The 24,126-nt window shown below is 73.8% G+C and carries 9 protein-coding genes and 2 pseudogenes; 10 read left to right on the top strand and 1 reads right to left on the bottom strand.

Features of this window, described 5'->3' with window-relative positions:
* Position 1: 1 nt before the first annotated feature.
* Positions 2–3,013, top strand: a pseudogene (locus J8M51_RS46235) (amino acid adenylation domain-containing protein); the annotation flags it as partial.
* A gap of 51 nt (positions 3,014–3,064) precedes the next feature.
* Here J8M51_RS46235 and J8M51_RS05680 read toward each other — a convergent pair.
* On the bottom strand, positions 3,065–3,343 hold the full coding sequence (locus J8M51_RS05680) for a hypothetical protein (protein ID WP_267299012.1): 279 nt from the start codon (positions 3,341–3,343) through the stop codon (positions 3,065–3,067).
* Between J8M51_RS05680 and J8M51_RS46230 the strand changes: the two are divergent.
* The 9 genes and pseudogenes from J8M51_RS46230 to J8M51_RS05635 all read left to right on the top strand — a co-directional run.
* Positions 3,236–4,237, top strand: a pseudogene (locus J8M51_RS46230) (condensation domain-containing protein); the annotation flags it as partial. The gene J8M51_RS05680 and the pseudogene J8M51_RS46230 sit on opposite strands and share 108 nt — an antisense overlap.
* 169 nt (positions 4,238–4,406) lie before the next feature.
* A complete protein-coding gene (locus tag J8M51_RS05670) occupies positions 4,407–16,628 on the top strand; it encodes a non-ribosomal peptide synthetase (protein ID WP_267299010.1) in 12,222 nt (4,073 codons plus the stop codon).
* A gap of 145 nt (positions 16,629–16,773) precedes the next feature.
* On the top strand, positions 16,774–16,983 hold the full coding sequence (locus tag J8M51_RS05665) for an MbtH family protein (protein WP_086760071.1): 210 nt from the start codon (positions 16,774–16,776) through the stop codon (positions 16,981–16,983).
* A 67-nt stretch (positions 16,984–17,050) separates the two neighbouring features.
* Positions 17,051–18,070 (top strand): TauD/TfdA family dioxygenase, encoded by a 1,020-nt coding sequence (locus tag J8M51_RS05660; RefSeq protein ID WP_398855600.1) that lies wholly within the window; start codon positions 17,051–17,053, stop codon positions 18,068–18,070.
* Between the two features lie 62 nt (positions 18,071–18,132).
* A complete protein-coding gene (locus J8M51_RS05655) occupies positions 18,133–19,401 on the top strand; it encodes a diaminobutyrate--2-oxoglutarate transaminase (RefSeq protein WP_086760073.1) in 1,269 nt (422 codons plus the stop codon).
* 224 nt (positions 19,402–19,625) lie between these two features.
* On the top strand, positions 19,626–20,654 hold the full coding sequence (gene argC / locus J8M51_RS05650) for an N-acetyl-gamma-glutamyl-phosphate reductase (protein ID WP_086753925.1): 1,029 nt from the start codon (positions 19,626–19,628) through the stop codon (positions 20,652–20,654).
* Positions 20,651–21,802, top strand: a complete 1,152-nt coding sequence (gene argJ, locus J8M51_RS05645; RefSeq protein ID WP_086753928.1) for a bifunctional glutamate N-acetyltransferase/amino-acid acetyltransferase ArgJ — start codon at positions 20,651–20,653, stop codon at positions 21,800–21,802. The genes argC and argJ overlap by 4 nt, the downstream gene beginning before the upstream one ends.
* The gene (gene argB / locus J8M51_RS05640; protein WP_398855597.1) at positions 21,799–22,800 is read left to right on the top strand and encodes an acetylglutamate kinase; all 1,002 of its coding nucleotides are present in this window, start codon (positions 21,799–21,801) and stop codon (positions 22,798–22,800) included. The genes argJ and argB overlap by 4 nt, the downstream gene beginning before the upstream one ends.
* On the top strand, positions 22,797–23,996 hold the full coding sequence (locus J8M51_RS05635) for an acetylornithine transaminase (RefSeq protein WP_086753930.1): 1,200 nt from the start codon (positions 22,797–22,799) through the stop codon (positions 23,994–23,996). Before argB ends, J8M51_RS05635 begins: the two co-directional genes overlap by 4 nt.
* Positions 23,997–24,126: the final 130 nt, after the last annotated feature.

Genomic DNA, 24,126 nt, shown 5'->3' with positions numbered 1-24,126 from the left:
CATGCGGAGTGCTGCCCCGACGCATCAGGGCCTGCCGCTCACGGCGGCCCAGCACGGGGTGTGGGTCGCCCAGCGGCTCGCACCCGACAGCCCGCTCTACACCTGCGGCATCTACTACGACGTTCCCGGGCCGGTGGACCGCGCCCTGCTGGCCCGCGCCGTGGAGCGGGCCGTGGCCGAGACCGAGGCACTGCGGGTCCGCTTCCAGGACGACGGCGAGACGGTCCGCCAGAGCGTGGACCCGTCCGTCCAGGGGGAGTTGGAGTATCTCGACCTGAGCGGCGAGGCCGATCCGGCCGGTGCCGCCCGCGCCTGGATCGACGCCGATCTGGCCCGGCCGGTGCCGGTCACCGGCGACCTGCTGTTCCGGCACACCCTGCTGCGGCTCGGCCCCGACCGGCACTGGTTCCACTTCCGGTACCACCACATCCTCCTCGACGGGTACGGACAGGTGCTGCACTGCCGCCGTCTGCTGGAGGTCTACACGGCCCTGGCGGCGGGCGAGCAGCCGCCGGCGAGCGGCTTCGGCACCCTGTCCGAGGTCCTGGCCGAGGAGCGGGCCTACCTGGACTCCGCCCGGCGCGAGCGCGACGGCACCTACTGGCGCGGCGAGTTCACCGACCTGCCCGAGTCCACCGAACTCGGCTCCGTCCTCCCCGGTTCCGCCGCCACGGCCTCTCCCTCCCACGCCACCGGTCTCGCCCCCAGCCTGCCCAGCGCCACCGGCCGGCTGACCGAGCCGACCGCCCGGCGCATCCGGGGACTCGCCGGGTCCCGCTGGTCGCTTCCCGTGATCGCCGCCATGGCCGCGCACACCCACCGGATCACCGGCGCCCACGACGTGGTCGTCCGTGTGTTCATGGCCGCCCGGCTCAGCCCACGGGCCCTGGCCACCCCCGCCATGCTCGTCAACGACGTCCCGCTGCGCATCCGGGTCGACGGCTCCACCACCTTCACCGAGCTGCTGGACCGCGTCGCCGCCCGGCTCGCCGAGGCCTCCCGCCACCAGCGCTACCCGCACGACGACCTCCGCCGCGACCTCGGGGCCGCCGCCCACCCGGGCACCCTGAGCGGCCCGTCCGTGAACGTCCTCTCCTTCGCCGCCGCCCGTCTGCCCTTCGGCACCGCTCAGGCGGACGCGCACCAGCTGGCCTCCGGCCCGGTGCGCGACCTCGCCCTGCACGCGTTCGGCGACCCCGAGGCGGGCGACGGCATCCAGCTCACGGTCAACGCCCACCCCGGCCGCTTCACCCCCGGGACGGCGGCCGCCCACCGCGACCGCTACACCCGCCTCCTCACCGCCGCCACCGAGCACCCCGACCGGCCCCTCGGCGCCCTCGACCTGCTCGACGACGCGGAGCGGGAGCGCTTCCACACCCACAACGACACCGGTCACGCCACCGACCCGCGCACCCTGGTGGACCTCTTCGAGGCCCAGGACCCGGCCGCCGAGGCCGTCGTCTTCGAGGGCGAGCGGCTGACGTACGGCGAACTCAACGCCCGTGTGAACCGGCTCGCGCACGCCCTGCGCGGCCGGGGCGTGGGACCGGAGTCACGGGTCGCGGTGAAGCTGCCGCGCTCGCCGGAGCTGATCGTCGCGCTGTGGGCGGTGCTGAAGACCGGCGCCGCGTACGTGCCCGTCGACACCGGGTATCCGGCCGACCGGATCGCGTACCTCGTCGCCGACTCCCGCGCGAACCTCGTCCTCGACGAGGCGACCGTACGCGCCCTCGGCCAGGGGGAGCCCGACACGAACCCCGGCGTCGTCCTGCGGGGGGACCACGCCGCGTACGTCATCCACACCTCGGGCACCACCGGCCGCCCCAAGGGCACCGTCGTCACCCACGCCGGCATCGGCAACATGCTGGCCTGGATGCAGGACGAGTACCGGCTCACCCCGGCGGACCGGGTCGTGCACAAGACACCCGTCGGGTTCGACGTGTCGGTGTGGGAGGTGTTCTGGACCCTCACCCGGGGCGCGACCCTCGTCGTGGCCCGCCCCGACGGACACCGGGACCCGGCCTATCTGACCCGGCTGGTCCGCGACGAGCGGATCACCGTCATCCACTTCGTCCCGGCCATGCTGGGCCCCTTCCTCGACGAGTACGAGGGCGACTACGAGGGCGACTACGAGGTCGAGGACGCGCCGACCGCCTCGCTGCGCATGGTCAGCTGCGGCGGCGAGGCGCTGTCCGCCGGGCTCGCCGACCGCTTCCACCGCGTGTGCGGGGCCCGGCTGCACAACTCATACGGCCCCACCGAGTTCTCGGTCACCGCCACCTCCCACGCCTGTGTGCCCGGCCAGCCCGTCACCATCGGCACACCCACCCACAACTCCCGCGCCCACGTCCTCGATCCGGCCCTGCGACCGGTGCCGGACGGCATCACCGGTGAGCTGTACCTCGCGGGCGTCCAGCTCGCGCGCGGCTATCTCGACCGGCCCGGCGCCACCGCCGAACGGTTCGTCGCCGACCCCCACGGTCCGGCCGGAACCCGGATGTACCGCACCGGCGACCTGGTGCGCCGCCGGGCCGACGGCGGCCTGGACTTCGTCGGCCGCGCCGACGACCAGATCAAGATCAACGGCCAGCGCGTCGAACCCGCCGAGGTGGAGGCCGTCCTCGCGACCGTGCCCGGCGTCGAGCAGGCCGTGGTCCTCGTCCACGACTCCGCCACGGGCGCCCGGCAGCTGGTCGGCTACGCCACCGGCACTCCCGAGAGCGACCCCCGCGCGTATCTGGCGCGGCGGCTGCCCGCCCACATGGTGCCGGTGACCGTGTTCGTCCTGCCGTCGATCCCGGTGACCCCGAACGGCAAGGTCGACCGCCGCGCGCTGCCCGCCCCGGCCCGCCCGGTCGGCGGACGCGCCCCCTCGACCGCCGCCGAGCGGACCCTGCACACCCTCGCCGCCGCCCTGCTAGGCCGCCCCGAACTGGGCGTCGACGACGACCTGTTCGCCCTCGGCGCGGACAGCATCCACGCCATCCAGCTCGTCAGCCGCGCCCGCCGCCAGGGCCTCCACCTCACCCCCCAGGACGTCTTCGACCACCCGACCGTCGCCCGGCTAGCCGCCGTCACCACGACGGCACCGGCGGCCCCGCCCGTCGAGGACGACCCGGCCGGCGAACTCCCCGGGACCCCGATGGCCCGGCGCCTCGCCGAACGGACCGGCTCCACGGCCGGCTTCGCCCAGTCCCTGCTGCTGGCCACCGGGCCCGGACTGACGTACGACCGGCTGACCGCCGCCCTCCAACGGGTCCTCGACCGCCACGACGCCCTGCGGATGCGCGGCCGGTACATCCGGCCCGTGGGCGCCGTCCGGGCCGAGGACTGCCTGACCCACGTCCGGGACGAGGAGGCGGACGGACAGGACCTGGCCGCTCCCCGTGACATGGCAGCCCGCGACGCGGACGTGGCACGGCACAAGAAGGCCGCGCGCCGCGCGCTGTCACCCGACGACGGCGTGATGGTCCGGGCGGTGTGGTTCGACGACGGGCCCGCGCACCCCGGCCGGCTGCTCCTCGTCCTGCACCACCTGGTCGTCGACGGCGTGTCCTGGCGCATCCTGCTGACCGACCTCGCCGAGGCGCTCAAGGGCGGCGAACTCTCCCCGCCCGGAACCTCGTTGCGCCGCTGGGCGGGACTCCTCCAAGCCCCGCTCGACGAACTCCCGCTCTGGACGGACCTGTTGTCCACCCCGGAACCGGTGCTCGGGGCCCGCCCGCTGGACCCCGCCCGGGACGTCCACGGCACCGCCCGCTCGGTCACCGTCACCGTCCCGGCCGACCTCACCCGGACCCTGCTGGCCACCCTGCCCGCCGCCTACCGGGCCGGCCCGGACGACATCCTGCTCGCCGCGCTCTCGGCCGCCGTGCAGCGTCGGCGGGGCGAGGGGCCGGTCCTGGTCGACCTGGAGGGCCACGGCCGCGACCACCTCCCGGCGGGGACGGACCTGTCCACCACCGTCGGCTGGTTCACCCGAATCCACCCCGTGCGCCTGGGCGCCGGCACCGAGACCGGCGCCCGCCTCATCAAGCGCACCAAGGAGGAACTGCGCGCCGTCCCGCACGGCGGTCGCGGCCACGACCTGCTGCGCGACCGGCTCACCGGACTGCGCGCACCCCAGATCGCCTTCAACTACCTGGGCCGGCTGGACGCGCACGACCTCGGCGGCTGGCACCTCGCCGACGGCGAGGCCGCGGTCGGCCTGCTGGCCGACGACGACCTCGCGCTCACCCACGCCCTCCAGATCGACGCCCACGTCCGTGACGGCGCACTGACCGCCGAGTGGACCTACCCCCCCGGGCGTCCTCACGGAGACCGAGGTACGTGCCCTCGCCGAGGCGTGGACCGAGGCCCTGACCGAACTGGCCGCGCACACCCGGGGCGGTCTCACCGTCTCCGACGTGCCGCTCGTCCGCATCACCCAGGAGGAGCTGGACCGGTTCCGGGGCGCCACCGACGTGCTGCCCCTCTCCCCGCTCCAGGAGGGCCTGCTGTTCCTCGCCCTGTACGAGCCCGAGGACCCCTACGTCGGCCAGCTCGTCCTGGAGACCGACGGCGGCTTCGACCCCGAGCGGATGCGGGCCGCCGCCACCGCCCTGCTGCACCGCCACCCGAACCTGCGGTCCGCGTTCCGCAGCCGCTCGGCGGGCGCCCCCGTGCAGGTCGTCCCCGCCGAGGTGAAGGTCCCCTGGGAGGAGCGCGACGAGGACGACCTGGCGGCCTTCCTCGCCCGCGACCGCGCCCGCGGCTTCAGCGTCGTCCGCCCGCCCCTGCTGCGGTTCACCGCCCTCGGCGACCGCCGCCTCGTCCTGACCCATCACCACCTGCTGCTCGACGGCTGGTCCCTGCCCCTGCTCGTGCGCGAACTGTTCACCCTGTACGGGGGCGCCGAACCGCCCGCGCCCGCCGCCCCGTACCGCGACTACCTGGCCTGGCTCGACCGGCAGGACCACGAGACCACGGCCGGGGTGTGGCGGGAGCGCCTCGACGGGCTGCGGGCCCCCACGCTGCTCGCGCGGGCCGACCGCGCCTCCGACGGGCACGGCGTCCACGAACTGGTGCTGTCCGAGGCGCTCACCGACGCCCTGACGGCGACGGCCCGTACGCACCGGCTCACCCTCAACACCGTGGTGCAGGGCCTGTGGGGGCTGCTGCTGGGCGCCTTCACCGGCCGGGACGACGTCGTGTTCGGCGCGACCGTATCCGGGCGCCCGCCCGAGCTGCCCGGCGCGGAGTCGATGCTCGGCCTGTTCGTGAACACCCTGCCGGTCCGGGTGCGGATCGACCGGGACGAGACACTGACCGCGCTGCTGACCCGGCTCCAGCGCGAACAGCGGTCCCTCCACGCCCACCAGCACGCCTCGCTGGCGGAACTGACCCGCGCCTCCGGCTTCGACGCGCTGTTCGACACCGTCGTCGCCTTCGAGAACTACCCGATGGACGACGGCATCGAGGCCGGCGGTCTGCGCCTGGCCCACGCCGACCTCGCCGAGCGCACCCACTATCCGGTCACCCTGTCCGTCTTCCCCGGCGCACGGCTGCGGCTGAAGTTCTCCTACCTCGCCGGAGCCTTCGACCCCCCGGCCGTCACCCGTCTCGCCGACCTCCTGGCCGAACTGTTCGGCCGGTTCGGCCACGAGACGGCCGAACCGGATGTCCTGGCAGGCGAGTTGGTCGAGGTCGACGACGCGGACCGGCTGCTCGTCATGGGCGCCGCGGCCGTGGAGACCGGCTCCGCCCCGGTCGCCCCGGCGGGCGGCGGCGAGCCCCGCTCGCCCGAGGAGACGTCCCTGTGCGCCATCGTCGCCGAGGTCCTCGGCGTCGAACGCGTCGGTGTCGACGACGAGTTCTTCGCGCTCGGCGGCACCTCCATCCTGATGATCCGTCTGGTGCACCGGGTGCGCGACGAGTTCGGCGTCGATGTGTCGCTGCGCGACCTCTTCGCCGCCCCGACCGTCGCCGGTGTCGCCGCACGGCTGACCAGCCTGGCACCCCAGGCCAAACGCCTCACCGCCGAGGAACGGCCCGGCCGTGTCCCGCTGTCGTTCGCCCAGGAACGCATGTGGTTCCTGCAGAGCCTCCAGGGCTCCTCCGGCACCTACAACATCCCCCTCGCGATCCGGCTCACCGGCGCCCTCGACACGGACGCCCTCGCCGGCGCCCTGGCCGAACTGGTCGCCCGCCACGAGGCGCTCCGCACGGTCTACCCGGAGGACGCCGAGGGCCCCCACCAGGTGGTCCTGCCGCCCGACACCCCCTACACCACGGAGTACGTCCGCGACGCCGCCCCCGACCTCGCCGCCGACGCGGCCCGAGCCTTCGACCTGACCCGCGACGTGCCCCTGCGGACGACGCTGTACGAGACCGGCCCCGACACGTACGTCCTGCTGCTGGTCGTGCACCACATCGCCGCCGACGGCGCCTCGCTGCGCCCGATGGCCGAGGACATCACCACCGGCTACCGCGCCCGGACCGGCGCCGCCACGCCCGGCTTCCCCGAACTGATCGTGCAGTACCCGGACTTCGCGATCTGGCAGCGCGAGACGCTCGCCGCGGACCTGCCCCGCCAGATCGAGTACTGGAAGCAGCACCTGGACGGCCTGCCGCCCGAGGTCACCTTCCCCGGCGACCGGCCGCGCCCGGCGGTGGCCACCCACCGCGGCGACCATGTCGAGTTCCCGGTCGCCCCCGAGCTGTACCAGCGGATGCTGGACCTCGCGGGACGCACCCGCACGACCCCGTTCATGGTCCTCCAGGCCGCGGTGTCCCTGCTGCTGACCCGGCTCGGCGCGGGCGAGGACATCCCGCTCGGCGGTGTGATCGCCGACCGGCCCGACTCCGTCCTCGACGACGTGGTCGGCGTCTTCATCAACACCCTCGTCTACCGCATGGACACCTCCGGCGACCCGAGCTTCGAGGAACTGCTCGTCCGCGTCCGGGAGACGGGCCTCGCCGCCTACGCCCACCAGGGCGTCCCCTTCGAACGCCTGGTGGAGGAGGTGAACCCGGAGCGCTCCCGCTCCCGGCACGCCTTCTTCCAGGTGATGCTGGCCTGGCTGGACCTCACCGAGGCCCGCTTCGACCTGCCCGGCGTCACCGCCGACCCCGGCCCGGTCACCAGCGGCACCGCCAAGTTCGACGTGCACTTCGACTGCCACGTCCACGAGGGCGGCGGCCTGCTCTGCCGCCTGGAGTACGCCACCGACCTCTACGACCGCCGTACGGCCGAGAGCTTCGCCGCCCGGTTCGTCCGCGTCCTGGAGCGCGTCACCGCCGATCCCGGACAGCGGCTCTCCGAGGTCGACGTCCTCGGCGCCGCCGACCGCGCCCTGGTGCTCACCGGCTGGAACGACACCACCGTGGCGTTCGACGCCGAGGACGCGGCGGTCGCCCTGCTGGAGGCGCACGCCCTGCGCACCCCCGACGCCGAGGCGGTCCGCTTCGAGGGCGAGCGGGTCACCTACGGTGAGTTCGACGCCCGGGTGAACCGGCTCGCCCATGCCCTGCGCGAGCGGGGCGTCGGACCCGAGTCACGGGTCGCCGTGATGCTGCCCCGCTCGGTCGACCTGATGGTGGCCCTGTGGGCGGTACTCAAGACGGGCGCCGCGTACGTGCCCATCGACACCGGCTACCCGGCCGACCGGATCGCCTACATCCTCGCCGACTCCCATGCCCGGCTGCTGATCTCCGACCGTGACGCGGACGGCTTCGAACGCATCGCCCCCGACGCCGAGGGCCCCGCGCGGAATCCGGGCGCACCGACGGCGAACCCGGGGGTGACGGCCCACGGCGACAACGCCGCGTACGTCATCTACACCTCCGGCTCCACCGGCCGCCCCAAGGGCACCGTCAACACGTACGCGGGCATGGCGAACCGGCTGTGGTGGATGCAGCGCGACCACCGACTCGCCCCGGGCGAGCAGGTGTTGCAGTCCACCCCGGTCAGCTTCGACGTGTCGGTGTGGGAGGTCTTCTGGACCCTGATGTACGGCGGCACCCTCGTCGTCGCCCGCCCCGACGGCCACCGTGACCCGCTCTACCTGGAGCGGCTGATGCGCGAGGAGTCCGTCGCCGTCGTCCACCTCAGCGCTTCCATGCTCGGCGCCTACCTGGCCGAGACCCGGCTGCCGGACTCCGTGCGCCTGGTCGTCTCGGGCGACGAGGCCCTGCCCGCCGAGCTGGTCCGCCGCTTCCACGACGACTCCCGCGCCGTCCTCCTCAACGCCTACGGCCCCACCGAGGCCGCCGTGGACGTCACCGCCTGGGCCGCGCCGGCGGACACCGAGACCGTGCTGATCGGCGGCCCCGTCGCCAACACCCGCGTCTATGTGCTCGACTCGACGCTGGCACCGGTCGCCCCCGGAGCGCCCGGTGAACTGTACGTCGAGGGTGTCCAGTTGGCCCGCGGCTACCTCGACCGGCCCGCGCTCACCGCCGAACGGTTCGTCGCGAGCCCCTACGGGCCGCCCGGCGCCCGCATGTACCGCACCGGGGACCTGGCGCGCTGGACGGCGGACGGCGAGCTGGAGTACCTCGGACGCGCCGACAACCAGGTCAAGCTGCGCGGCTTCCGCGTGGAACTCGGCGAGATCGAGGACGCGCTCACCGACCACCCGGCCGTCGCCCGCGCCGCCGCGGCCGTCCACGGGCAGTGGCTCGTCGGCTATGTCGTCCCCGCCGCGCCGGGCGTCCCGGTCGACGCGCAGGAGCTGCGGGACCGGCTCGCGGCACGGCTGCCCGAGTACATGGTCCCGGCCCAGATCGTCACCCTGGACGTGCTGCCGCTCACCCCGAACGGCAAGCTCGACCGCCGGGCCCTGCCGGTCCCCGACCTCGCGCACACCGCCGGGCGCGGCCCGCGCACCCCGCAGGAGGAGATCCTGTGCGGCCTGTTCGCCGAGGTGCTGCGCGTCCCCGAGGTTTCGATCGACGACGACTTCTTCGCGCTCGGCGGCCACTCCCTGCTGGTCACCCGGCTGGCCGGCCGTATCCGCGCCGCCCTCGACACCGACCTCGAACTGTCGGTCCTGTTCGAGGCGACGACCGTGGCGAAGCTCGCGACCCGGCTCGACGGGAACGGCCCGCGCCGCACCGGCGTCACGGCCCTGCCCCGCGAGGGACGCCTGCCGCTGTCGTACGCCCAGGAACGGCTGTGGTTCCTGCACCGCTTCGAGGGCCCGTCCCCGACGTACAACCTGCCCGTCGCGCTGCGGCTGACCGGTGACCTCGACGTGGCCGCGCTCACCGCCGCCCTGGACGACCTGGCCGGGCGGCACGAGGAGCTGCGCACGGTCTTCGCCGAGGACGAGCACGGACCCCACCAGGTGGTCCTGGCGTCCGTACCGCCGCTGACCGTCGTCCGCGCCACCGAGACGGAACTCGACGAGCGCGTCGCGGACGCCGTCCGTACCCCGTTCGACCTCACCGCCCAACCCCCGCTGCGCGCCACCCTGTTCGACCTCGGCGCGGGCGACCACGTGCTGCTGCTCGTCCTGCACCACATCGCCGGCGACGGCGCCTCCATGGCCCCGCTCGCCCGCGACCTCGCCGACGCGTACGCGGCCCGCGCCAGGGGAGAGGCCCCCGGCTGGGCCCAACTGCCCCTCCAGTACGCCGACTTCGCGGTGTGGCAGCGGGCTGCGCTGGGGGAGGCCGACGACCCGGACAGCGCCCTCTCCCGGCAGCTCGACCACTGGCGGACCGCGCTCACCGGACTGCCCGAGCAGCTGGAGCTGCCCTTCGACCGGCCCCGGCCCGCCGTCCCCACCCACCGGGGCGACACCGTGCCGCTCGCGGTCGAGCCCGCCGTCCACGAGGCCCTGGTCCGGCTCGCCCGTGAGCACCACACGACCGTCTTCATGGTCGTGCACGCCGCTCTGGCCACCCTGCTGCACCGGCTCGGCGCGGGCGACGACATCGTGATCGGCTCACCCGTCGCGAACCGCGCGGACGAGGCCCTCACCCCGCTGGTCGGCTTCTTCGCCAACAACCTCGTCCTGCGTACCGACCTGACCGGCGACCCCGACTTCACCGAGGTGCTGCGCCGGGTGCGCGCCGCCGACCTGGCCGCCTACGCCCACCAGGACGTGCCGTTCGAACGGGTCGTGGAGGCGGTCAACCCGGCACGCTCCACCGCCCGGCACCCGCTGTTCCAGACCGGCCTGAACTTCAACAACGCCGACCAGCAGGCGGCCCTCGACCTCGCCGTCGATCTGCCCGGCCTCACGGCGCGGGTACGGCCGGTCGCGTCGCCCGCCGCCAAGTTCGACCTGTCGTTCTTCCTCACCGAGCGGCCCGAGGGCGGGATCGGCGGACTCCTGGAGTTCGCCACCGACCTCTTCGACCGCGACTCGGCCGCCCGGATCGCCGAGCGCTTCACCCGGCTGCTCACCGCCGTCGTCGCCGAACCCGGCCGCCCGGTCGGGGAGTTCGACGTCGTGGACGCCGACGAGCGACGGCTGCTGCTCACCGAGTGGAACAGCAACGACCACGAGGTGCCTGCCCGGACGCTCACCGACCTGATCGAGGACCAGGCCGCCCGCACCCCGGACGCCCCCGCCGTCGTCTTCGGCGCGACCGAGCTGTCGTACGCCGAACTCGACGCCCGCGCCGACCGGTTGGCCCGGCACCTGCTCGACCTGGGAGCCGGTCCCGAACGGTACGTCGCCGTGCTGATGCCGGTCTCCGAGGACATCCCGGTGACCCTGCTGGCCGCCCTGAAGACCGGCGCCGGCTATCTGCCGCTCGACCCGGCACACCCGGCCGACCGGCTGGCCTTCATGCTGGCGGACATCGCCCCGGTCGCCGTCGTCACCACGGCCGAACTCGCCGCGACGGTCGGGGCGTTGACGGACGCGCCGGTCGTGACGACGGCCGACCCGGCGATCGCCGCACAGCCGTCCGGCCCGCTCACCGCCGTGGACCGGCGGCCCGAACACGCCGCGTTCGTCATCTTCACCTCGGGCTCCACCGGACGGCCCAAGGCCGTCGTCGTCGAACACCGCTCGCTGGTCGCCTACCTGGCGTGGGCGACCCATGAGTACGAGAGCCTGCGCCGACGCGTCCTGGTGCACTCGCCGGTCTCGTTCGACCTCACCGCCACCGGGATGTTCGGGCCGCTGATCTCCGGCGGCACCGTGGAACTGGTCCGCTGGGGCGCGAGCGGCCCCGACCCGGACGCGGCCGTCACCCGGCCCGACTTCGTCAAGGCCACCCCCAGCCATCTGCACCTGCTGGGGGTGGTGCCCGAGGAGTACTCGCCGGAGGGCCAACTCGTCCTAGGCGGCGAGTCTTTGCTCGGCGACGTACTGGACGCCTGGCGGGCCCGCCACCCCGGCGTGACCGTCCTCAACGAGTACGGCCCGACCGAGACCACCATCGGCTGCAGCCTGTTCCGCATCGAACCCGGCGACCCTGTGCCGCCCGGTGTCATCACCATCGGCACACCCGCCTGGAACACCCGGATGTACGTACTGGACGCGCTGCTGCGCCCCGCGCCCGTGGGCACCGCCGGTGAACTGTACGTCGCGGGCGACCTCGTCACCCGCGGCTACCACGGCCGCCCCGGGCTGACCGCCGGCCGCTTCGTCGCCGACCCGTTCGGCGCGCCCGGCACCCGGATGTACCGCACGGGCGACCTGGCCCGCTGGACGGCCTCCGGGCGGCTGGAGTTCGTCAGCCGCGTCGACGACCAGGTGAAGATCCGCGGCTTCCGCATCGAACTCGGCGAGGTGGAGGCCGTGCTCACGGCCCAGCCGGGTATCGACGCCGCCGCCGTGGTCGTCCGCGAGGACACCCCCGGCGACAAGCGCCTCGTCGCGTACGTGGTGCCGGAGCCGGACCACCCGGCGGACCCGGCCGCGCTGCGCGCGGCGGCGGCGCGGGCCCTGCCGGACTACATGGTCCCGGCCGCGTTCGTCGTCCTGGAGAAGCTGCCGCTGACCGCCAACGGCAAGATCGCCCGCAAGGCGCTGCCCGCGCCCGACCGCACCGCCGAGGGCACGGGCAGGCGCCCTGCCGAGGGCATGGAGCGGCGGGTGGCGGACCTCTTCGCCGCCGTCCTCGGTGTGCCCGACGTGGGCGCCGACGACGACTTCTTCCACCTCGGCGGGCACTCCCTGCTCGCCGCCCGGCTGGTCAACCGGTTCCGCGCCGACCTCGGGGCGGAGCTGTCCGTCCGGGAGGTCTTCGAGCGGCCGACCGTCGCCCGGCTCGCGGAACTGCCGGCGGTCCGGCCGACCCGGGCCGCCCGGCCGCCGCTGGTCCGGCGCGAACGGCCCGACCGGGTGCCCCTGTCGGCGGCACAGCGCCGGATGTGGTTCCTCGACCGGCTCGACGGCCGGTCCCGGACGTACACCATCCCCGTCGTCCTGCGGATGACCGGCGCCCTCGACACGGACGCCCTGCGGGACGCCTTCGGTGACCTGTGCCGACGCCACGACGTGCTGCGCACGGTGATCGCCGACGGGCCCGAGGGACCGCACCAGGTCGTCGTCGACACGGAGCCGCGCTTCACTGTCCGGCCGTACGATCCCGCCGACCGCGACTCGGCCGCCTTCGACCCGGCCACCTTCGACGCGGGGCTGGCCGAGGCCGCCCGCTCGCCGTTCGCCCTGGACCGCCAACCGCCCATCCAAGCCGTGCTGTTCACCGACGGTGAGCGGGAACACGCCCTGCTGCTGCTCCTGCACCACATCGCGGGCGACGGCGCCTCCATGCGGCCCCTCGCCGCCGACCTCTCCACCGCCTACACCGCCCGGCTCGCCGGCCGCGCCCCCGACTGGACCCCGCTGCCCCTCCAGTACGCCGACTACGCGCTGTGGGAGCGCGAACTGCCCACCGACCGGCTCGACTTCTGGACGAGGGAACTGGCCGGCATCCCGGACCAGACCGAGCTGCCCACCGACCGGCCCCGGCCCGCCGTCGCCTCCCAGCGCGGTGGCACCGTGCCCTTCACCGTGCCGGCCGCACTGCGCGACCGGGTCGAGGCGCTCGGCCGGGAGCGGGGCGCCAGCGCCTTCATGGTGCTGCACGCCACGCTCGTCACCCTGCTCGACCGGCTCGGAGCGGGCCACGACATCGTGATCGGCACGCCCGTGGAGGCCCGCCCGGACACCGCCCTCGAAGGCCTCGTCGGGCTGTTCGCCAACACCCTGGCGCTGCGCGCCGACACCTCCGGCGACCCCACCTTCGAGGAACTCCTCGACCGGGTGCGCGCGGCGGACGTGGCCGCGTACGACCACACCGACGTGCCGTTCGAGCAGCTGGTCGAGGTCCTCAACCCGGTGCGCTCACGCTCCCGGCACCCCCTGTTCCAGGTCATGCTGACGGTCAACCAGCAGGCGATCGCCCCCACGCTGACCGGCCTCGACGTGACCGTCGGGGACGTGCCCGGCGACCGGGCCAAGTTCGACCTGTCCCTGACGCTCGTCGAGACCGGCCAGCGGGGCGAGGGCGGCTGGTCCGGATCGGTCGAGTACGCCTCGGACCTGTTCGACCGCGCCACCGCCGAGGGCGTCGCCGACCGCTATCTGCGCCTGCTGGAGGAGGTGACCGCCGACCCGGCGCGTCCCCTGCACGCCCTGCCCCTGCTCACCCCCGCCGAACGCGATGACGTGCTCGTCCGCCGCAACGACACCGGCCGGCCGCTGCCGGGGGCCTCGCTGCCGGAGATGTTCGAGGCACAGGTGAAGGACACCCCGCACGCGGTGGCCGTCGTCGCGGACGGCAAGGAGGGCGTGGGCGCCACGGACGCCACCGGGTCCACGGCAGCCACTGGGGCCACGGAGCTGACGTATGACGAGCTGACGTACGACGAGCTGACGTACGACGAGCTGAACCGTCGCGCCAACCGGCTCGCCCGGCATCTGATCGCGCTCGGCGCGGGACCGGAGACCGTCGTCGCCGTGGTGCTGCCGCGCCGTCCGGAGGTGGTCGTGGCGCTGCTCGCGGTTCTGAAGACCGGGGCGGCCTATCTGCCGGTCGACCCGGCCAACCCGCGGGCGCGGATCGACGCGCTGGTCGCCGACGCGGGCGCGCGGATCGTGCTGGACGAGGAGACCTACCCGGTCGTCCCGGACGATCTCCCCGACGGCGACCTGGGCATCCCCGTCCACCCTCACCAGGCCGCCTACCTGATCCACACCTCCGGATCGACGGGCCGTCCGAAGGGCGTGGTCGTCGAACACGGCGCGCTCGCCGCCTACTTGAGCGAGGCGGCGGCGATGTACCCGGCCGCGTCCGGCGAGTCCCTGGTGCACACCTCCCTCGCCTTCGACATGCCGGTGACCACGCTGTTCACCCCGCTCGTCACGGGCGGCCGGGTGCGGTTCGCGGACCTCGACGAGAACACACCGACGCCCGCCCTGCTCAAGGTCACCCCGAGCCATCTGCGGCTGCTGGAGTCGCTGCCCGACCGCGTCAGCGACGCCCGGGACCTGGTCATCGGCGGCGAAGCCCTCGACGGCACGGCCTTGCAGGCATGGCGCGACCGGCACCCCGGGGCCGTGGTGATCAACGAGTACGGTCCGACCGAGGCGACCGTCGGCTGCGTCGTCCACCGCCTCGAACCGCACGACCGCCTTGACGCGGGGCCGGTGCCCATCGGCCGTCCCATCGGCAACGCGCGCGTGTACGTGCTCGACGAGCGCCTCCAGCCCGTCCCCGACGGAGTGTGGGGCGAGCTGTACCTCGCCGGCGCCGGACTCGCCCGCGGCTACGCCGGACGCCCCGGTCAGAGCGCCGAGCGGTTCGTCGCCGACCCGTACGGTCCGCCCGGCACCCGGATGTACCGGGTGGGCGACCGGGCCCGCTGGAACCGCGCCGGGGTGCTGGAGTACGCCGGACGCGTCGACGACCAGGTCAAGATCCGGGGCTACCGCATCGAGCCCGGCGAGATCGAGACCGCCCTGACCGCGCTGGACGGCGTCGCACGGGCCGCGGTGATCGCCCGCGAGGACCGTCCGGGTGACCAGCGGCTGGTGGCGTACGTCGTACCGGGCCCCGAAACATCCCTGGCGGCCGACGAGTTGAAGGCCCGGCTCGCCACCGTCCTCCCCGCCCATCTCGTACCGTCCGCGTTCGTCGAGGTCGACACGATCCCGTTGAACGCCAACGGCAAGCTCGACCGCAGGGCACTGCCCGCCCCGCCGGACACCGCCGCCGGTACCGGACGGGCGCCACGGACCGAACAGGAGACCCTGCTGTGCGGGCTGTTCGCCGAGGTGCTGGGGGTGCCCGAGGTCTCCGCCGACGACGACTTCTTCGCGCTGGGCGGTCACTCCCTGCTCGCCGTCCGGCTGGCCGCCCGGATCGGGGAGACACTGGAGGTCCGGTTCGGCCTGTCGGCGCTCCTCGAAGCACCGACCCCGGCGGGACTGGCCCGCCACCTCACCGAGGACGGCCCGAACACCGTGTCCTGGGTGCCGGACTCGGAAGCCGAGCTGAGCCCCGCCCTGCGCTTCACGTCCGGCACGCCGCTGTCCGGTTCACCCGACGCGCGGAACGCCGTCCCGTGTGCCGACGGTCCTCGGGAGATCCTGCTGACCGGGGCCACGGGGTTCGTCGGAGCCTTCCTCCTGGCCGAGCTGCTGCACGGGACACCGGCACGGGTGCACTGCCTGGTCCGCGCGCGGACCGACGCCGAGGCCGACGAACGGCTGACCGGGGCCCTGCGGCGCTACGGCATCGACCTCGGGCCGGCGTCGGACGAGCCCCGGCTGAACGTCGTCCGGGGTGACCTGGCGGCCGTGGACCTCGGCCTCGGCCCCGCCGAGTGGGCGGAGCTGCGCGAGCGGGTCGACACGATCGTGCACGGCGGCGCGCACGTCCATCACCTCTCGCCGTACACCCGGCTGAAGCCGGCCAACGTGGAAGGCACCCGGACCCTGCTGCGTCTGGCCGCCGAGGGCCGCCCGAAGGCGTTCCACCACCTCTCCACCCTCGGTGTGTTCGGCCTCGGCCAGGACTCCCGGCTGGTGACGGAGGAGTCACCGATCACCGATGAGAAACACCCGTTCGGGAACGGGTACGCGGCGAGCAAGTGGGTCGCGGACCGGCTCGTGGAGCGGGCCTTCGATCGGGGGGCCACCGGCGCCATCCACCGGCTCGGCCGCGTCTGGGCGCACACCTCGACCGGTGCCGTCGGTCCGGACGACATGTTCTCCCGGCTGCTCACCAGTTGCGTCGCGCTCGGCTGCCATCCGGTCGGACCGGACCTGGAGGAAGCGCTGCTCCCCGTCGACGTCCTGGCCCGCGCCGTCGTGGAGCTGATCCTGACCGGCACCGGGACCGCCCGGGTGCACCACCTCCACCACCCGCACCGCGTCGGAGTCGATGCCTTCATGAGCGGCCACGACCGGATGCGCGGCACGGTCTCCGAACCGGTCCCGCTCACCGAGTGGCTGCGACGCCTGCGCCGCGCGAGCGGACGGGGACAGGACCTGCCGATCCTGCCCTACCAGGCGGATCTCGAAGAGCACGCGAGGAACACGCCCGACCCGCGACAGCCGACCCTGGCGTTCGACAACGACAGGACGCTCCGGCGCCTGCGGGATCTGGCGGTCGCGATCCCGGACATCGACGAGGCCGCGATCACCCGCTACTGGGACTTCGTCGAACGATGAGACGAGCCGCGCGGCCCACCCCACGCACCTGACGACCGGCCACACCGCCCGGACCACCGGCCGGACCACCGGCCGACCGTGGCCCAACTCCCCCCGACCGGGAGGCCAAGCGCCTCCCGGCTCCCGAAAGGAACACCGACCCGCCATGACCAACCCCTTCGAGAACCCCGACGGCACCTACCGGGTCCTGACCAACGACGAGAACCAGCACTCCCTGTGGCCCGACTTCACCGACGTGCCCGTCGGCTGGACCACCGTCTTCGGCCCGGACAGCCGCACCGCCTGCCTGGAGTACGTCGAGCGCGAGTGGACCGACCTGCGCCCCCGGAGCCTCGTCGACGCCATGGGCGCCTGACCGACCCCCGGCCGCCTTCACGCGGCGGCCCCATCCACGCGACGTACGGAACGGAAGTGAACACGACGTGATCAGCGTCGAATCGACGACGGCACCCACGGACCCGGCACGGACCCCCCGCCCCGCGACCGGCGACGGGACGGTGCGCCTCGGCGCCTCGGACCTCGCCGCGCTGGCCCAGGTGACGAGCGGTCTGCTGGACGAGGCGGGGGACCGGGTCGACGACCCGGCCTGGGTGGACCGCGCCCGCCATGCCTGGGAGGACGCCCCGGCCGAAGTACGGCGTCCGGTACGGGAGTTCCGCCGGAACTCCGGCCCCGACGGCGCCCTCGTCCTGCGGCGGCTGCCCATCGGCGCCGCCGGTCTGCCCCCGACCCCCATGGTGAAGGGTTCCGTCCAGCACACCCCCTCCCTGGCGGCGGCGACCCTGCTGCTGTTCGCGGCCGGGCTCGGCGACCCGGCCGCGTTCGCGGCGGAGAAGGCCGGCGCCCTGGTCCAGGACGTGGTCCCGGTGCCCGGTCAGGAGAAGGTCCAGGGCAACGTCGGCTCGGTCGAACTCACCTTCCACACCGAGAACGCCTTCCACCCCCACCGCCCCGACTACGTCATGCTGCTCTGCCTGCGGGCCGACCACGAGGGCCTCGCCGAGCTGCGCACCAGCTGCGTACGCCGCGTCCTGCCCCTGCTGACGGCCACCGCCCGGGCCGCGCTCGGCCGCCCCGAGTACGTCACCGAGGCCCCGCCGTCCTTCGGCCCGGCCGGCGAGGGCACCGCGCACGCCGTGCTCACCGGCGCCCCGGACGACCCCGACTGGTGCTTCGACGAGGCGGCCACCCGGGGCGTGACCCCCGACGCCCGAGCGGCCCTCGCCGAACTGGCCGAGGTCGCCCACCGGACGTACACCGCGATACGGCTGCGCCCCGGAGACCTCGCCGTCGTCGACAACCGGGTCACCCTGCACGGCCGTTCGGCGTTCACCCCGCGCTACGACGGCCGTGACCGCTGGCTCCAGCGGACGTTCGCCTTCAGCGACCTCCGCCGCTCCCGCGACCACCGCCCCGGCGACGGAACGGTCCTGGTCAAGTGACCTCGTTCGCACCGGGGTCACGCGAGTCATGAGTTCGAGAATCCAGAAAGGTACGTGCTGAGATGACCGAGACCGACCGGGCGCCCCTCGCGGTGTTCGAGCGTCACGAGTCGAACGTACGCAGCTACTGCCGTGACTTTCCGGTGGTGTTCGAGCGTGCTGCCGGGCACCACCTGTGGGACACCTCCGGCCGCCGCTATGTGGACCTGCTGTGCGGGGCCGGATCGCTCAACTACGGTCACAACCCGCCCGCCATCGTCGAACGGGTGATCTCCTACCTCGCGGCCGGCGGCCCGGTGCAGTCGCTGGACCTGCACACCGCCGCCAAGGCCGACTTCCTGGAGCGGTTCACCAGTCTCATCCTCGAACCGCGCGGCCTCGGCGACCATGTCGTCCAGTTCCCCGGCCCGGCCGGAACACTCGCCGTCGAGGCCGCGCTGAAGCTGGCCCGCAAGGTCACCGGCCGCACCGAGGTGATCGCCTTCACCGGCGGCTTCCACGGAGCCTCCCTCGGCGCCCTCGCCGCCACGACCTCCCCGCTGCTGCGCGGGGGAGCGGGGGTGCCCCTGACCGACGTCACGATCCTGCCGTACGGCGACGCGGCCGACCCCGATCCGTTCGCCGCCCTGGAACACGCGCTCGGCCCGGGGGCGGCGACACCCCGGCCCGCCGCGATCCTGCTGGAGACGGTCCAGGGCGAGGGCGGACTGCACACCGCTCCCCGCGCGTGGCTGGCCCGGATCCGTGAACTCGCCGACGCCACCGGTGCGTTGGTGATCGTGGACGACATCCAGGCGGGCTGCGGACGCACCGGTACCTTCTTCAGCTTCGAGGACGCTCCCGAACTCCGCCCCGACCTCGTCTGCCTGTCGAAGTCCCTCAGCGGAATGGGGCTGCCGATGGCGGCCCTGCTGATCCGGCGCGAGATCGACCGATGGGCCCCCGGCGAGCACAACGGCACGTTCCGCGGCCACAACCTGGCCTTCGTGGCGGGCTCCGCGGCCCTGGACCACTGGACCGACCCGCACTTCACCCACCACGCGGCCGAACTGGCCGCCGCCGTCCGCACCAGCCTCACGAGCATCACCGACGCCCTCCCGGCGGGTGCCGTCGAAGTCGTCGGCAAGGGCGCGATGAGCGGACTGCGTTTCCCCGCCGCCGAGACGGCGGAGCGGACACGGGAGGGGTTGTTCCGCGCGGGCGTCGTCGCCGAGACCTCGGGGTCGGGGCACGTACTGAAGCTCCTGCCGCCCCTGACCGTCTCCCTCACCGAGTGGAAGGAAGTGGCGGACACCCTGGGCGACAGCGTCCGGGCAAGCGCCACGGCGTAGTCGTCCGAAGCGCTGGGGGGGGGGGGGGGGGGCCCGGCGCCGGCCCCCCCCCCCCCCCCGGGGGGGGGGGGGGGGGGGGGGGGGGGGCGCCCCCGCCCCCCCCCCCCCCCCCCGCTCCCGTCCCGTTTCTCGCCCGGTTTTATTGTCATGAACATGATGAAACCCCTTGTTGGGGCGCTCCGCCCCCGGTTACAACGGCAATCCGTGCCGAACCGGGAGGGGTCATGACAGTGCGAGCAGCCGTAGCCGGAGCGAGCGGTTATGCGGGAGGTGAGCTTCTCCGCCTGCTGATCGGGCACCCCGAGGTGGAGATCGGCGCCCTGACGGGGAACTCCAACGCGGGGCAGCTGCTGGGCGGTCTCCAGCCGCATCTGCCACCGCTGGCCGGCCGGGTGCTGGAGCCGACGACGACACAGGTGCTGGCGGGGCACGAGGTCGTGTTCCTCGCCCTGCCGCACGGGCAGTCGGCGGCCGTCGCCCGGGAACTGGGCCCGGACGTGCTGGTGGTGGACTGCGGCGCCGACTTCCGGCTGCGCCGGGCCGGCGACTGGGAGCGCTTCTACGGCTCCCCGCACGCCGGTACCTGGCCCTACGGCCTGCCCGAACTGCCGGGAGCCCGCGCCGAGTTGCGCCGTACGAACCGGATCGCGGTGCCGGGCTGCTACCCGACCGCCGTCTCCCTCGCCCTGTTCCCGGCCTACGCCGCCCACCTCGCCGAACCCGAGGCCGTGGTCGTCGCCGCCTCCGGGACCTCCGGCGCGGGCAAGGCCGCCAAGCCGCACCTCCTCGGCTCCGAGGTCATGGGGTCGATGAGCCCGTACGGCGTGGGTGGTGAACACCGGCACACCCCTGAAATGATGCAGAACCTGAGCGCCGCCGCGGGGGAGCCGGTCTCCGTCTCCTTCACCCCGACCCTGGCGCCCATGCCCCGCGGCATCCTCGCCACCTGCAGCGCGAAGGCGAAGCCGGGGGTCACCGCCGACGACGTACGGACCGCGTACGAGAAGGCACTGCACGACGAACCGTTCGTCCGGCTGCTGCCCGAGGGGCAGTGGCCCGCCACGTCCGCCGTGTACGGGTCGAACGCGGCACAGATCCAGGTCGCCCTCGACACCTCGGCCGGCCGGATCATCGCGATCAGCGCCATCGACAACCTCACCAAGGGCACCGCGGGGGGTGCCGTCCAGAGCATGAATGTCGCCCTCGGACTCCCCGAGGAGCTGGGGCTTTCCACGATCGGAGTCGCACCATGAGCGTCACCGCAGCGAAAGGGTTCACGGCGGCGGGCGTCGTCGCCGGGATCAAACAGAACGGCAGTCCGGACCTCGCCCTCGTGGTCAACCACGGTCCGCGGTCGGCCGCCGCCGGTGTCTTCACGTCCAACCGGGTCCAGGCCGCCCCCGTCCGATGGACGCGCGAGGCCCTGGCCGACGGCCACATATCCGCGGTCGTCCTCAACTCCGGCGGCGCCAACGCCTGCACGGGCCCCGAGGGCGACCAGGACACCCGTGCCACCGCACGCCGGACCGCGGAGCTCCTCGGCCTCGCCGCCGAGGAGGTGGCCGTCGCCTCCACGGGACTCATCGGCGTACGGCTGCCGATGGACAGGCTGCTCACGGGCGTCGGGACGGCCGCCGCCCGACTCGCCCCGGACGGCGGCGAACGCGCGGCCGTCGCCATCAAGACCACCGACACCGTGCACAAGACGGCCGTGTACGAGGGCGACGGCTGGACGGTCGGCGGCATGGCCAAGGGCGCCGGCATGCTCGCCCCCGGCCTCGCCACCATGCTCGCCGTCCTCACCACCGACGCCGACGTGCCGAGCGCCGCCCTGGGGCAGGCCCTGCGCGACGCCACCCGGACCACCTTCGACCGCGTCGACTCCGACGGCTGCATGTCCACCAACGACACGGTCCTGCTGCTCGCCTCCGGCGCCGCCGAAGTCACCCCGGCCCCCGAGGAGTTCGCCGAGGCCGTACGCGCCGTCTGCGCCGACCTCGCCCGGCAGCTCATCGGCGACGCCGAGGGCGCGAGCAAGGACATCCGGATCGAGGTGGTCGGCGCGGACAGCGAGAGCGACGCGGTCGAGGTGGGCCGCACGATCGCCCGCAACAACCTCCTCAAGTGCGCCGTCCACGGCGAGGACCCCAACTGGGGCCGGGTGCTCTCCGCGATCGGCACCACCGCCGCCGTCTTCGACCCCGACCGGCTGAACGTCGCCATCAACGACGTCTGGGTGTGCAAGAGCGGCTCGGTCGGCGACGACCGCGCCCTGGTCGACATGAGCGGCCGGGAAGTGCGCATCACCGCGGACCTCGCCGCCGGCACCGAGTCCGCCGTGATCTGGGCCAACGACCTGACCGCCCAGTACGTCCACGAGAACAGCGAGTACTCGTCGTGACCACACTCATGGAGACCGGCGCCGACGCCGGACCCGACGACCATCTGACCCCGACCGGTCTGGCCGCCGACCGCAGACAGAAGGCGCTGCCCAAGGCCCACGCACTTGTCGAGGCGCTGCCGTGGATGGCCCGCCACCAGGGCAAGACCATCGTCATCAAGTTCGGCGGCAACGCCATGGTCGACCAGGCCCTCAAGGCGGCCTTCGCCCAGGACATCCTGTTCCTGCGGCACGCCGGCCTGAACCCCGTCGTCGTGCACGGCGGCGGCCCGCAGATCAGCGCCCAGCTCGAACGCCTCGGCCTGAAGTCCCACTTCACCGGCGGACTGCGGGTCACCACTGACGAGACCATGGACGTCGTCCGCATGGTCCTCGCCGGCCAGGTGCAGCGCGAACTCGTCGGACTGCTCAACGAGCACGGGCCGCACGCCGTCGGGATGACCGGCGAGGACGCCCGGCTGATGACCGCCGTGAAGTGCTACGCCGACGTCGACGGCGAACCGGTCGACATCGGCCGGGTCGGCGAGGTCGCCACCGTCGACGCCGGCGTGGTCCAGGCCCTCATCGACAACGGCCGCATCCCCGTCATCTCCTCCATCGCCCGCAGCTCCGACGCCAAGGACGCGGCAGGCGGCGGTGTCTTCAACGTCAACGCGGACACGGCCGCCGCCGCCCTGGCCGCCGCGCTCGGCGCCGAGATGCTGCTCATCCTCACCGATGTCGAGGGCCTGTACGCCGACTGGCCGCACAGCGAGGAGGTCATCCCGAAACTCAGCGCGAGCGAACTGCGCGATCTGCTGCCCGGCCTGGCCAGCGGCATGATCCCCAAGATGGAGGGCTGTCTGCACGCCGTCAGCAACGGGGTGCGCACCGCCCGCGTCATCGACGGCCGGGTCAAGCACTCCATCCTGCTGGAGATCTTCACCAACGAAGGCATCGGCACGATGGTCGTGCCGGACGAGACCCGCTCCACGAGCCGACGGGAGGCAGCCGCATGAGCGGCGATACGAACGGCGCCACGAACGGCCCCGGGGACCTCACCCGGCGCTGGCAGGGCGCCCTGATGGACAACTTCGGCACCCCCCGCCTGTCGCTGGCGCGCGGCGCCGGCACCCGGGTGTGGGACACGGACGGCAACGAGTACCTGGACCTGCTGGCCGGTATCGCCGTGAACTCCCTCGGCCACGCGCACCCCGCGATCCTGCGGGCCCTCACCGAACAGGCGGCGTCCCTCGGCCACGTCTCCAACCTCTTCATGGCCGAACCGACGGTCGCCCTGGCGGAACGCCTGCTGGAACTGTCCGGCCGCGCGGGACGGGTGTACTTCTCCAACTCCGGCGCCGAGGCCAACGAGGCCGCGTTCAAGATCGGCCGCCTGACGGGCCGTCCGCACATGGTCGCCGCGCTGGGCGGCTTCCACGGCCGCACGATGGGCGCCCTCTCCCTGACCGGCCAGCCCGCCAAACGGACCCCGTTCGCCCCGCTCCCGGGCCCGGTCGACTTCGTCCCGTACGGCGACGCGGACGCCCTGCGTGCGACGGTCACCGAGGACACCGCACTGGTCGTCCTGGAGCCCGTCCAGGGCGAGAACGGAGTGGTGACCCCGCCCCCCGGCTATCTGCGGGCCGCCCGCGAGATCACCGAGGCCACCGGCACGCTCCTGGTCCTGGACGAGGTGCAGACCGGCATCGGCCGTACCGGGCACTGGTTCGCGGCGCAGGCCGAGGGCGTCGAGGCGGATGTGACCACGCTGGCCAAGGGCCTGGGCGGCGGACTGCCCATCGGCGCGACCCTGGCCCACGGCCGCGCGGCCGACCTGCTGACCCCCGGCTCCCACGGCTCCACGTTCAGCGGCAACCCGGTCGTCTGCGCGGCGGCGCTCGCGGTCCTGGACACCATCGAGAAGGAGGGCCTGCTGGCCCGGGTGAAACACGTCGGCGAACACCTGCGCACCGGCATCGAGGCCCTCTCCCACCCCCTGGTCGCCGAAGTCCGCGGCGCGGGCCTCCTGTTGGGCATCGCCCTACGAGAACCCGTGGCGGCCCGCATCCAGGACACGGCCCAGCAGGCGGGCTTCCTCCTCAACGCCCCCGCCCCGGACGTCATCCGCCTGGCACCCCCGCTGATCCTGTCCCAGGAGGACGCGACCGAGTTCCTGACCGCACTCCCCTCGATCCTGAACGCGCCCCGGTAGACGGCGGCGCAGCCGCCTCTCCAGGGGCGCGGGGAACTGCGCGAGAAGCCCCACACACCCGCACCCGCCGACGAAACCGCACCCCGACCCAGTAGGCACGGCGCAAAGAGACGACGGCGGGGCTCCAAGG

It is taken from the genome of Streptomyces griseiscabiei, from assembly GCF_020010925.1.
Lineage (GTDB): Bacteria > Actinomycetota > Actinomycetes > Streptomycetales > Streptomycetaceae > Streptomyces > Streptomyces griseiscabiei.
The sequence above is the reverse complement of the archived record's forward strand: the minus strand, read 5'-3'. Positions and strand labels throughout refer to the sequence as shown.